At 57.9% G+C, this 11,353-nt stretch carries 11 protein-coding genes and 5 pseudogenes; 11 read left to right on the top strand and 5 right to left on the bottom strand.

From position 1 onward, the window contains the following. Nucleotides 1-102: 102 nt before the first annotated feature. The 4 genes and pseudogenes from AWB82_RS26035 to AWB82_RS26020 form a co-directional block, all read left to right on the top strand. Nucleotides 103-318: pseudogene (locus AWB82_RS26035) on the top strand (tyrosine-type recombinase/integrase); the annotation flags it as partial. A 107-nt stretch (nt 319-425) separates the two neighbouring features. Then, nucleotides 426-653: pseudogene (locus AWB82_RS26030) on the top strand (transposase domain-containing protein); the annotation flags it as partial. A gap of 112 nt (nt 654-765) precedes the next feature. Continuing rightward, nucleotides 766-1,611 (top strand): ATP-binding protein, encoded by an 846-nt coding sequence (locus tag AWB82_RS26025; protein WP_235023444.1) that lies wholly within the window; start codon nt 766-768, stop codon nt 1,609-1,611. Then, nucleotides 1,502-2,140 carry a TniQ family protein gene (locus AWB82_RS26020; RefSeq protein ID WP_327345503.1) on the top strand — a complete coding sequence of 213 codons (639 nt, stop codon included), beginning with the start codon at nt 1,502-1,504 and terminating at the stop codon, nt 2,138-2,140. The genes AWB82_RS26025 and AWB82_RS26020 overlap by 110 nt, the downstream gene beginning before the upstream one ends. 273 nt (nt 2,141-2,413) lie before the next feature. Here AWB82_RS26020 and AWB82_RS38510 read toward each other — a convergent pair. Then, a pseudogene (locus AWB82_RS38510) lies at nt 2,414-2,758 on the bottom strand (IS21 family transposase); the annotation flags it as partial. On the opposite strand from AWB82_RS38510, the gene AWB82_RS38505 reads away from it, so the two are divergent. From AWB82_RS38505 to AWB82_RS26005, 3 genes and pseudogenes are all read left to right on the top strand, one after another. Then, nucleotides 2,711-3,040: a hypothetical protein gene (locus AWB82_RS38505; protein ID WP_407643044.1), complete on the top strand. Its 330-nt coding sequence runs from the start codon at nt 2,711-2,713 to the stop codon at nt 3,038-3,040. The pseudogene AWB82_RS38510 and the gene AWB82_RS38505 sit on opposite strands and share 48 nt — an antisense overlap. A gap of 159 nt (nt 3,041-3,199) precedes the next feature. Continuing rightward, on the top strand, nt 3,200-4,474 hold the full coding sequence (locus AWB82_RS26010; RefSeq protein ID WP_086972222.1) for a hypothetical protein: 1,275 nt from the start codon (nt 3,200-3,202) through the stop codon (nt 4,472-4,474). A 146-nt stretch (nt 4,475-4,620) separates the two neighbouring features. Next, nucleotides 4,621-4,832, top strand: a pseudogene (locus AWB82_RS26005) (IS3 family transposase); the annotation flags it as partial. A 66-nt stretch (nt 4,833-4,898) separates the two neighbouring features. Here AWB82_RS26005 and AWB82_RS37300 read toward each other — a convergent pair. Beyond that, complete coding sequence (locus tag AWB82_RS37300) at nt 4,899-5,111, bottom strand: hypothetical protein (RefSeq protein ID WP_143756856.1); 213 nt, start codon at nt 5,109-5,111, stop codon at nt 4,899-4,901. Between the two features lie 366 nt (nt 5,112-5,477). Here AWB82_RS37300 and AWB82_RS25995 point away from each other — a divergent pair, with 366 nt between their 5' ends. After that, the gene (locus AWB82_RS25995) at nt 5,478-5,969 is read left to right on the top strand and encodes a hypothetical protein (protein WP_086972221.1); all 492 of its coding nucleotides are present in this window, start codon (nt 5,478-5,480) and stop codon (nt 5,967-5,969) included. A 48-nt stretch (nt 5,970-6,017) separates the two neighbouring features. Here AWB82_RS25995 and hmpA read toward each other — a convergent pair whose 3' ends face one another. Both hmpA and AWB82_RS25985 read right to left on the bottom strand, forming a co-directional pair. Further along, nucleotides 6,018-7,232 (bottom strand): NO-inducible flavohemoprotein, encoded by a 1,215-nt coding sequence (hmpA, locus tag AWB82_RS25990; RefSeq protein ID WP_086972220.1) that lies wholly within the window; start codon nt 7,230-7,232, stop codon nt 6,018-6,020. Further along, the gene (locus AWB82_RS25985) at nt 7,201-7,767 is read right to left on the bottom strand and encodes a PAS domain-containing protein (protein WP_235023441.1); all 567 of its coding nucleotides are present in this window, start codon (nt 7,765-7,767) and stop codon (nt 7,201-7,203) included. The genes hmpA and AWB82_RS25985 overlap by 32 nt, the downstream gene beginning before the upstream one ends. Before the next feature lie 431 nt (nt 7,768-8,198). On the opposite strand from AWB82_RS25985, the gene AWB82_RS37295 reads away from it, so the two are divergent. The 3 genes and pseudogenes from AWB82_RS37295 to AWB82_RS39025 form a co-directional block, all read left to right on the top strand. Further along, nucleotides 8,199-8,501: a hypothetical protein gene (locus tag AWB82_RS37295; protein WP_143756855.1), complete on the top strand. Its 303-nt coding sequence runs from the start codon at nt 8,199-8,201 to the stop codon at nt 8,499-8,501. A 332-nt stretch (nt 8,502-8,833) separates the two neighbouring features. Further along, the gene (locus AWB82_RS25975; RefSeq protein WP_086972219.1) at nt 8,834-9,286 is read left to right on the top strand and encodes a universal stress protein; all 453 of its coding nucleotides are present in this window, start codon (nt 8,834-8,836) and stop codon (nt 9,284-9,286) included. Next, nucleotides 9,210-9,803, top strand: a pseudogene (locus tag AWB82_RS39025) (superinfection immunity protein); the annotation flags it as partial. The gene AWB82_RS25975 and the pseudogene AWB82_RS39025, both read left to right, overlap by 77 nt. A gap of 106 nt (nt 9,804-9,909) precedes the next feature. Here the strand turns inward: AWB82_RS39025 and AWB82_RS25965 are convergent. Continuing rightward, nucleotides 9,910-11,115, bottom strand: coding sequence for an SAM-dependent methyltransferase (locus tag AWB82_RS25965; protein ID WP_086972233.1), 1,206 nt, complete (start codon nt 11,113-11,115; stop codon nt 9,910-9,912). Between the last annotated feature and the right edge of the window lie 238 nt (nt 11,116-11,353).

Raw genomic sequence — 11,353 nt, 5'->3', positions numbered from 1 at the left:
CTTTCGACACGCACCGTTCGGGTAGACCGTCGAAGTTCAATCGTGCCGCACGACATAATTCGGAAGGGCATATAGTGGCGGCTATCTCTATCAAGAGATAGCCGCCATACGACCGCGATGCACCTGCTGCAGTCCGGCGTCGACATCACGGTCATTGCACTTTGGCTTGGGCATGAGAGTCCGTCAACAACACACGGATACATCGAAGCAGATCTGGCAATGAAAGAGCGCGCTTTGTCAGCCATCGCCCCACTGACGACCCGTCGCTCGCGCTACCGGCCACCGGACGCGCTGCTGAAATTCCTGGAGGCGCTTTGATTATGTCGAGTAATTTGTGGCGGAATCCTGATGGCTCAGGACCGCCACCCTCGCTCCGCATAATCCGCAACTGTGCATAATTGCGGTTATGCTCAGATCAGCATAAACGCAAGAACTATCTGTTCGTCGGCTCTGACAGCGGGGGCGAGCGAGCCGCCGCGATGTATAGCTTGATCGGGTCGGCAAAGCTCAACGGGATCAACCCGCGCGCCTATCTGGAGTACGTCCTGACCCATATCGCTGATCACAAGATCTCACGCATCGACGAATTGCTGCCTTGGAACGTGACCGACAAACTGAAGCTGGCCACTCCGCCTACGCCCTTAACCGGGTAGATCTGGATAGATTTGCGTGGATCGTGTCCACGATTGCCGATCATGGAGACGATCCCCCGTGATCTATACGAACCTCACCACGACAGCGCCATCATGCCTCACGCGCGCGCGAATCAGGGACTGGCCCAGCCGAGTCGCTTACGGTAAAACTCGAGCGATTGAGTATATTCGTCTTTTGCTGGCGCGCAACAATCCGCGTGTGACTACGTTTCACGCTCAATGCGAGCACAAGCCGCGACACGCTGAGGGGCGGTTCTTTGCGAATCTTCTAGAGGCGGTAGGCGATCCTGACCCAAACGGAGGTTCTAACACGTCAAAACGAATGCGCCTGACGCTGCGAATTCGACAGGCGGCTTCCTGCGCGGGCAGCGGCGTCGTGCTGCTCTTCTGCGACGAAGCTCAGCGCTATAACGACAATGAATACGAGTGGCTGCGTGATGTTCATGACGCTCTCGACAGGCAGCAGATCAAGCTGTTCACGTTCCTCGTCGGTCAGCAAGAGCTGCTCGGCCAGAAACACGCGATGCAGGTCGCCGGCAAGACTCAGATCGTTGCGCGCTTAATGGTAGAGGAACTCGTATTCTCTGGCATTCGGAATGCGCACGACGTTGCGACGTGCCTGAACGGCTACGATCACACGGCCTATCCGGAAGAGAGTGACTGGAGCTTCTCGCGCTTCTATGTACCGCGAGCGTTCAATTCAGGCTTTCGGCTTGTCAACGACGCGGATACGCTGTGGAGAGCGTTCGAGGCACCTCATCACAAGGCAAATCTCCCTGGCGAGCTTGAGGTACCGATGGAATCGTTTACGCGAGCGGTCGAGATCGTCCTAAAAGACGAGCTACGCGATGGTCGCGGGTATCGTCCAGATGAGGTCCTCTGGGAGCACGCGGTGCGACAGTGCGGATACGTACAGTCTCGTCATGCCACGGGACGCGTCCTCGTCGCCGCGGCATAGAACGATGCCGCTCCTGGAGCTTAAGTTCCCAATCCTCACACTTGATGAGAGCAGTCTGTCTCCTGCGCTCGGTTATCTTTTCCAGAGAAGCTGGATCTATCCTCACGAGTCTCTGGTTTCGATTCTGTGGAAGTTTGAGCGAGCCAACGCTTTGTCTGGGGCGATTGTCGCGCGATTCATGGGTCCCGACATCGATCCTTACGAGGGCGTGGCACCATACCGTGATCTGATTGACGTACGCCACCTATGCGAACATCTGCGATTGCCAGCCGACATTGTGCGAATGGCAGTCATTGACCGAATGGGCGAGCAACGGTACAGCGATGTGTTTCGCTTTTGCCGACGATGTCTTTCGCATGGGTATCACAGCGTTCTGCACCAACTCGAGTCTATAACTCTATGCCCGGGTCATCGAACCGTCTTGGAATCGGGCCGCTCTCGCCACTCTACAAGGGAGCAGCCACCTCCGCGAAATGAATCTGTCAACGCCATCTACTCGCGAAGTTGTCAATTGGGTATATTTTTATAATCGCCGCTGCTGATCTGATGCTTTTTCGACAGGCGAACTGAAACAGGAGCGATCGATCAGAGTGTTGCGAGCTGGCACGGCGCTAGCCTCGACAGCGTTCGAGAAAACACCGTGTGAACTTGCTGCGAAGCCTTGGCTTTAACGGCCGTTGATTTTCCGGAGTCCATCCCGCCTGACAGTACGGAGCAAGGCAATTCGCGCATCGGTAGCGTGCCTCAAGCGATTGGGCGCATATCCGATACGCGGACTGCTGTGAGCAACGACGACACACGGCGAAACGCGCACCGGCTTCTCAATGTAGCCGTCGAACGGGTTCGGAACCTGCATCAGCCGTGGGCGTTCGTCGGCCAAGGCATCTTCGACGCTCAGTTCCGGCCATTGTGGATGTCTCAGCTGCTTCCAGGCCTGTTGGCATCGCTCCGCCAACCATATGTTGAGGACCTCGAGCGACTCCCATCGAATATTGATTGCATCGTGCCAAATCTGTCGACGCCGGTCTTGAACGTTCTTCTCAACGATGCCTTTCTCCCAGCCGGCCGCTCGGTTGCAGAATTCAGGCTCGAAGAGATAGTGGCCGCACATTGCGTTGATAGCTCGCTCGTTGCCCGGCCCAATGCGGCGGCGACTGCGCAGGCGGGCAACGACAACTGGACGGTGCTGCAGCAAAGCGGCGTCGCCAACCAGTACGCCGGTTATCAGGCGGGACAGTACAACCGTTCGATCGCGGTGCAGAACGGCAGCGGTAACGAAGCAACGGTTACGCAGATCGGAAACTCGATGTCGTCGCAGGTGACGCAGCTCGGTACCAACAACGAGATTTCGATTCTGCAGAACCGGAATGGCTCGGGACTGTCGGTCACGCAGACTGGCGGTGCGAGGGCGGCAGTCCTCATGAAGTAGGCAGTGATCCTTGCCGGCGATATGCCGGGGCGAGGAGACCAGGAAGTTTGATTTCGGTGTGGATGTGGTGAATGGGGTGGAATCGGTGGTCGGCGGGGGCTGGCTGCCTTTAGGGTTACGAATTGCTGTAATTAAAACATCAATCAACGAGGCATAAAAATGAAAGTCAAGGCAATCACCATCGCTATGGGTCTGGCAGCACTGGCATCGACGTCGGCATTCGCCGATTCGAGCTTCGAAGGCGCAACGGTCAACCAGTTCGGCAACGGCAACATCGCGGGTGTGACGCAGACGAATTCGCACAACGACAAGGTGAACGTGCTGCAATCCGCAGACGGCGCGAACGCCAGCGTCAGTTCGGACGCAGGCGGCTACAACGTCACCGATATCCAGCAAAGCGGGAACGTCAAGGGTGCGTCGAAGCTGAGCGCGACCGTCACGCAAAAGCAGACGACCGGCGAAAATACGACGGTCCGCCAAAACGGCAACAGCCTCACCGCGACGATCTCGCAAACGTCGTCGATGTATGACACCGACACGGTCAAGCAGGCCGGCAAGAACGCGACGGCCTCGATCACCCGCAATGGCTCGGCCTACAACACGGTCAACATCGATCAGGGCACGGGCATGACCTCGGGCCAGACCGACGGCGCCAAGGCGACCGTCACGCAGACCAACACGGTGGCCAACACGGTCGACATCTTGCAAGGCGGCAAGGCGGGCATCGCGACGATCGACCAGCGTGACGGCGGCTACAACCACGCGCGCGTCGAGCAGACGGGCGGCGGCACGGACGCCACGATCGAGCAATGGTCGGAAGTGGGCGATCACGCGTCGATCAAGGAGAGCGACGCGGCACGTTCGCGCATCCACTCGGAATACGGCGGCAATAACACGAACACGATCGTACAGAGCGGCGCCAACGCACCGCACTACGCTCAAATCAACCAGAGCTACGCCACCAACGATACGACGACGATCATCCAGACCGGCTCGCAATACAACGAAGGCTACATCGACCAGATCCGTTCGTCGAACGACACGGCGCTCCTGATTCAGGACGGCGACACCAACAAGGCGGCGGCGCGCCAGAACTACGGAAGCGGCAACACCGTCATCGCGGCGCAAGTCGGCGCGCACAACAAGATGGATCTGACGCAGCAGGCCGCGTTCGAGTCCACGTTGCTGGCCGGTCAGCTCGGCGGCTACAACGACATCAAGGCATCGCAGTCGGGCGCGAAGGAAGATCTGACCATCGCCCAGGTCGGCGACCTCAACAGCGCGAACGCTTCGCAAGCGGGTTCGTACAACACGGCATTGATTACGCAAGCCGGCTTCGCCAACACGGCTACGACGGCACAAAGCGGTGTGGGCAATGCGACGGTCGTCAATCAGGCCGGTGCGTTCAACAAGGCGAATATCGCTCAGAAGTAAGAACGACGATGGTTTGAGCCCTTTGCGGGCGGCGAGCGGCTTTCGAGGCTGCTCCCCGCCTGCTTTTTCGTTGGCGGTAACCTTCGGGTCATGACGGCGAAACGCGACACTTAGATCGCAATCAGAAATCGATTTGCGCGAATACGCGCTCATCGATGAGCCGGCGCGGCGATTGTTAGGATATGCACCGACCGAAAGCCTGTGGGCTTCGCTGAAGGTCGCACGACTGCACGGTCGGCACTTCGCGACGCGGCGTGATGCGACGGATGAAATTATCGACTGGCTCGGCTTCTACAATGCCCGCCGACTGCATTCGACATTGAACTACGTCAGCCCCATGACGTTCGAGAAGAATTGGCCGCCGCTCAGCGAGGGCAAGGGGCCTGATGTCTTCAGCTATGGGATTCGTGAAACAGGGGCAAGGTCAGTCTCGGTCGATACGCCCGGTGCAGTAGCCAGCCGTGGCATGTTCGATCGGACGCAACGCGAACATCTCTTCGCCGTAGATGCTGAGCGTCAACACCGCCAGCGCAGGTTGCTGCGCGCGCAACCCGGTTCCGAGCGTCAGGCGAACGCCGTTGCGAGGGACCGCGTAGTCATCAATCAGCAACAGCCGGATGCCGGGTTCAGGCTGCATGGACTGCTTCGAGCGGAAAACACAAGCTGAACGTGGTGCTTGCGCCGGGCTTGCGATATCGACGAGCCGTACGCGTTTGCTGCTCCGGTAGGGTCACGAGGTCGGTCGCCACCTGCGCACACTCACGAAGCCTATGGGTATGCAGGCGCTGTATTGCAGGCCGAACCTGAGCCTGCGCAACGCAAAAGCGCATGATCGGCCTTACTTGCTGCGCGGTCGACGCGCGCCCATGGCGGCATCTTCGCACCAGCTTACATGGCAGTTTGTACGTTGTTATATAATTCGTAGTCCTATTAACAAATATTATTGCAGTAGCGTTTTGGTGGTAAAGTTGAAGAATGCCAATCTACTATAGAGAGCAGGGCCGTGGCGCAGGGTGCAGACAACTTTGACGACGACGAGGCATTCGAGTCGTTTCCCGACCCGGAAGTCGCGCGCATCATGCTCGAACTCGACCGGACCATCACGCGGCGCCGCCGTGCGGGCGCGATAGTCCACATCGTCGAAGGACGCGCCGTGCCCCTGCCCGTCAAACCCAGCCATATTGAATTGCGGGTCATGACCGTTCTCGCGCAGACCTATGGCCCGTTGCTCTTCGGCAAAGAATTCGAGCCCGCGCTCGAGCACATCGCGAAATGCGGTGCCGTGGTCCTGGTACAGCGGGTCTTGTGGGGCGACTCGCCGGAAGACCGTGGTCTCGCCGCGCCCCTGCTCGACGCGCGGATCCCGTTCGAGATCCTGTGCGGCACCTGGCCTGATGTGTTCATGGCGCAGGCGCATGCCGAGCTGCAGGGTTTCCGGCCACGGCCCCCCGACCCGCGCATGGAATCGGATGATGGGGAGCGCGACGATGGCTGAAGTTCGATTTGTTTGAACCGCCGCTGCGCCGGAAGCGCTGACGCATAGTCATTCGGCGAACAAATCGGGACCGAAGGCTTCGTAGTGGATTTTCGACTCGCGGATATCTAGCGCTTTCAAGGCATCATGCTGCGCTCTCATGAACGGAATGGGACCGCAGATGTAGTAGTCGGCCGCGGGAAGCAGAACCTTGTCGCGCAGATCACTCAAATTGATGAAGCCTGGCCTGTCGTAGTCTTTTCCAGGCACGTCACCCGGCAAGGGCGAGTCATAGTAGATCACGGCGGTAAAATTTGGGTAAGTCGCTGCAGCTTGCCGAAGGCGGTCACGCATTGCGTGAACGGCGCTATTTCTTGCGCCATGCACGAAAATGACCTGTCTGTCTGGATTCTGAATTGCGCGTTTCAGCATGCTTACCATTGGCGTAAGGCCCACGCCACCGCTGATCAAGACGATAGGCGTTTTCGCGTTGACGTCGATATGAAAGGTGCCATACGGAGCGGCTACCTTTACTTCGTCGCCCACCTTCAGATCCTCATGGAGCAGGGATGACACGTAGCCGGCAGGCCGCGCTCCGTCGCCTTCCTCGCGTTTAATCGAGATACGGTAGCTGTGGCCGTTCGGCATGTCCGACAGACTGTATTGCCGGATCTGCTGAAGTTGAAGTGTCGGTACGTCTACTGCGATGCTGACATATTGACCAGGCTCGAAATTGATGACCGGTTGACCGTCAGCGGGTTCCAGGACGAAGGAGGTAATGACGCTGCTTTCAGGCTGTTTGTCCCTCACGACGAACGTTCGCCAGCCGTTCCAGCCGCCGAGCTGGCTCGCCGACTTTTCGCGCAACTGCGCTTCCATGCCCATGAGCGCGTCTGCAAGGTTGCCGTAGGCCTGAGCCCAAGCAGCGATAATGTCATCGGTAGCCGCATCGCCGAGCACCTCCTTGATCGCGCCAAGGAGATGCTCACCAACGATGGGATAGTGTTCAGGCCGGACGTCGAGGCTGGCATGTTTGTGAGCGATATTGTTGAGCACGGAAGCAAGGCTGCTCGGGTTTTCAATATTCTCCGCGTAGGCGTATACGGCTCGAGCAAGCGCTTGTTGCTGCTGCCCCTGATCCTGATGCGCCATGTTGAACACATTCTTGAGCGCTGGTTGGGCTTCAAAGAGTCGCGAATAAAAGCGTTGGATGATGGTGTAGCCGTGCTGCGCGAGGACCGACGCCGTGGCCTTAACGATATCCTTCGTTCGCTGAGTCAGCATGTGGGTTGCTCCTGGATTTAAGTCGTACAAGTGCCGCGCCGAAGCTCAGCGAGTCGACATCACGACGGAGGGCGGCACTTTTCTCGGATTCCACACCCGCAGTCACATTTCTGGCGACCGCAACCGAGCCGCATACGCCGCCATGTGGATCCAAAACCAATGCGAAGGTCATCTCGACGTAAAGCTGGCGACCGTCTTTATGAGTCGCGCGGGTGAGGGTCGCTCGTCCATTCAGTCTAGTCGCGCCCGCTGTCACCGCCTTCTCAAAACTGCGCCAATGTGCATCTCGCAGGCGGGGCGGAATAATCAAGTCAAGGCTTTGCCCCATCGCTTCTGCGCCGGCGTATCCGAATAGAGCGACTGCGCTGCGGTTCCAGCGCACGATCGTTCCAAGTCGGTCTGCAAAGATGACTGCGTCGGCTATCTGGTCGAGAATCCAATCTCCGGCCACGGTCGAGTCTTCCATGATGTCATCTGTCGAGTTCAGCAAGCCAATGATGGAGCGGTCGATGCGCGCGCAACACATGAGAGTCATGTCGCGTCGTGCTGATCTTGTGCAGCGAAGCGTACTCACGCGATTCGACAAGAACAGTTCGCGTTTCTGTGCGCTTCCTTGACGCAACCATAGGGCCCCCGCGAGTCAAATCGCCATCCCTCCGTGTTCGCACTAGATAGCTGCGATCTTCTGGGTTCCCGACGCCCCAAGTCGCTCGTTGCGCAAAATCGTACGCCCGCTTCTATGAAACGGCGGGAACAACTTCGATCAACGCGAGGCCGATGAGGGCTCCGAGGGCTGCGCTCGTCAGTTTCGGGAGGCCAGTTGTTCAGATGAAGTGTGCTCAGTAGGGCACTGACCAAGACTACGCCGGGCAGGGCGAGCACGACGCTCAGGCGGGCCGTTTCAAATTCGCTTGTGACCAGCATATCCGTTCCCCGGAAACATTGGTCAAAATATATCACGATATGATGCAAAAGATTGATGCGGTGCGCAAACACAGCTCACCCGGAAAAGCTCATCCCAGACGGCTGACGCTAGACAATAGCTACGCGACCAGGGATTTCGCGGTGCTTCGCGCGCACGTGCAGCGCATCCCGCCCACGGTAATCGCGTGCACCTACTACGATCCCAATCAGGATGCGCACGCGGCGACGCCTGGCGCCATAGACCGGCACCCGGTACCATGCTCGACGGCATTCATATTCAGCGACACCGACGGCATCTGCCCACATGAAACATTTGAAAAGAGCGACGATCATTCAGATCGATGACAGGCGAAGACCAATGCGCATACATCACAATGTGATACATTTGGGGCAAGGGGTGCGCTCGGTGCCGGTTCAACAGAGAACGTGGGGTGCGAACATCGGTGCGCTTGTCAATCTAAAGGCCGGCGGTTCCAGGCCCGGGCGGAACACTCACGCTGGCGTTGAAGCGCTGAGTCTCTGAGATTGAATCAGGTTTTGCGGAGGGCGTCTTTCCTCGGCTATGGCATCACAGCCGACGGCATGCTCCTACGGTTTTTTACCGCCTCTCAACGTCGGTAAATCACGCTTCGAGGTATTCGAAGCCGCGTTTCAACGCCAGAGTGCGGGGAGGGACCATGGCCACCTATCGGCGCATTTTATTGTGCTACAACGGCACACGAGAGGGACGCTGCGCGTTACGTCTCGGTGCTGAACTCGCGCGACAGCTTGGCGCTGAAACGCATCTCCTTGCTGTGGTCGACGATGCCGCGTGGGCGCGAGGTCTTGACGCGGTACCGGCAGTTGCCTTCGATTTCGAGGAGATGTCAGCGAAAGAAGTATTGCGTGAAGGAGTGAGCAAACTGTCGCAACTCGGTGTAGCGGCGTCCGGCCACTTCGCGATCGGAAATCCCATGAATCAGATCCCCCGGTTCGCCGAGGAACTGAAGATCGACCTCATTGTGGTTGGGCACCATCGGAGCGGCCTTCTTGCACGATGGTGGACCGGACAAGATGATGGTCGGCTACTCGACCGAGTTTCGTGCAGCGTACTTGTTGCGATGGATCTACAACCCCAACAGCCCCTGTGATTTGCCGGAGAAGCGTGTCTCTCTGGCACGGGCTCCATTGCGTTCAGCGATGGTTGGAGGCGAAGGTCGTCCGGCCGAGAATAGGGCCTTCGCAGGGAGACGACTGATTTTTCGACCTCCTTTTCTGTGCGCCTGGCTACGCCGCCAAAAATGGCATGATGTTGAAGATGTGTTTGGTCGGCTCTTGGAGCAGCGGCGCTTCGAAATTCGATCGCCAGTGAGGTTGTTACGGTTCTTGACGGCCCGGCGGGACGAACTCGGGTTTCGCCCCTCGCTCGTGATGCAACAAGCAGAACAGCTAGCAAATGTGGAAAGGCAAACGAGTGCTGCCGGATCGTGCGGTTGGAGAAAAGACATCGTGCACGCACTTTATGACATTCTACTGACCGCAGTAGCCGTTGTGATTTGCGTGCTGCCGGCGATCCTCGCCGACCGTAGGAAGCGACGCTCCGTGCTGATGCTTGCACTCTCCAATAACCTGTTCGGCTGGGGCATCGTGGGCTGGTTTGCGGCGCTTGATTGGGCGTTTCATCCTGATAGTGCTAGGAAGCTAAAGCGCATCCAGAGCCCTATCAACCGCCACGGATCCATGCGTCGAGATCGCCGCGAAATGCCTCCGGAATTCACTCGTACATATACCTGCGAGACCATGCGAGTGAGTCGGCTTGTGCGCCAGCTCTTCGGCAGACGACTTGGTAGATGGATAGATTACCGTAACGAAAGCCGTAGGCGCACCCTGCGAGATAGATTCGCCATACCCGAAACGTTTGTTCGTCCACCAATTGCCGAATCGAATCCGCATTTTTTTCGAACGTCTCTGCCCACAACGTCAACGTGCGAGCGTAGTGGCGCCGTAGATTCTCAACGTCGATTGATTCCAGATTACCGCGCTGCATCGCGTCGAGGACTTGCCCGATATGTGACAGTTCGCCGTTCGGAAACACGTATTTGTCCATGAACCCACTGCCATCAACGGCAGGCGACCAGGCGATATCTGGGTCCGTCGATGTGATTCCATGATTCATTGCGATTCCCTCAGGCGCCAGCAACGAACTGATCTTCGCGAAATACGCTCCAAGGTTCGCGCGCCCGACATGCTCGAACATGCCCACGCTGGTGACGCGGTCGAACTGACCGTCGATATCCCGGTAATCCTGGAGCCGGATTTCCACCCGATCCGCGAGTCCTGCCTCCTGGACCCGTTGCGTCGCGAACTCGTATTGCTTCTCGGAAAGCGTAATGCCGGTACATCGTGCACCGAAGCGCAGGGCTGCCCGGATCACCAACGAGCCCCAGCCGCATCCGATGTCGAGGAGCGATTGCGTCGGTCGCAGCGCGATCTTTTTTAGGATGTGGTCGATCTTCTTCTCTTGAGCCGTGTCGAGATCTTCCGTGCCGTTCTCAAAGTACGCACAGGAATAGACCATCGTTCGCCCAAGCCAGATGCGGTAGAAATCGTCCGACACGTCGTAGTGAAATTGAATCGCCTTGCGATCAGATTGTTTGCTGTGATCAGCTAGAGAAAAGTGTGGGGCGTAGGCGTTTGAAGGAACGTCACGATGCGCCAGCCCATACGCCAGTGCGACCGCGTCGGGCATACGGCCGTCAATGTCGATCTCATCGATGACGTATGCTTGCGCGATTGCATCGATCGTGGGCCGCCGCAACCGCCGTAGCGCCCCGGCTTGCTTCACATACAGAACAACTTTGGGTTCGCCCGAATGACCGAGAATGATTTGCCGCCCGTCCCACAACACGAGTCGCGCGGGCACGGGGACGCGCTCGCCAGCGCTCGCTGCCCACGCTTCAACCTTATCTTGGAAGAACATGTTTTTCTCCCGCTTTTTGACCAGATGGATCAAAGCGTCGTCGACGCTCACCACAATTTCGCCAGGCTATGAATTCGACTGACTGACCGTTTCAGCCCACGAAGGAACTTGCTTCGGATGGCCGAGAAGTTATCGAGAACTATCCACATCCGAGGTGTTCGTCCGATTGGGGACCCCAACGAGACGGAAGAAGTCGAGCGGAAGCAATCGCAGCTGAACTGCAGTCAAGAGTATCACA

Origin of the sequence: Caballeronia glebae (assembly GCF_001545035.1) — a bacterium.
GTDB lineage: Bacteria > Pseudomonadota > Gammaproteobacteria > Burkholderiales > Burkholderiaceae > Caballeronia > Caballeronia glebae.
This window is presented reverse-complemented; position numbering and strand designations above follow the sequence as displayed.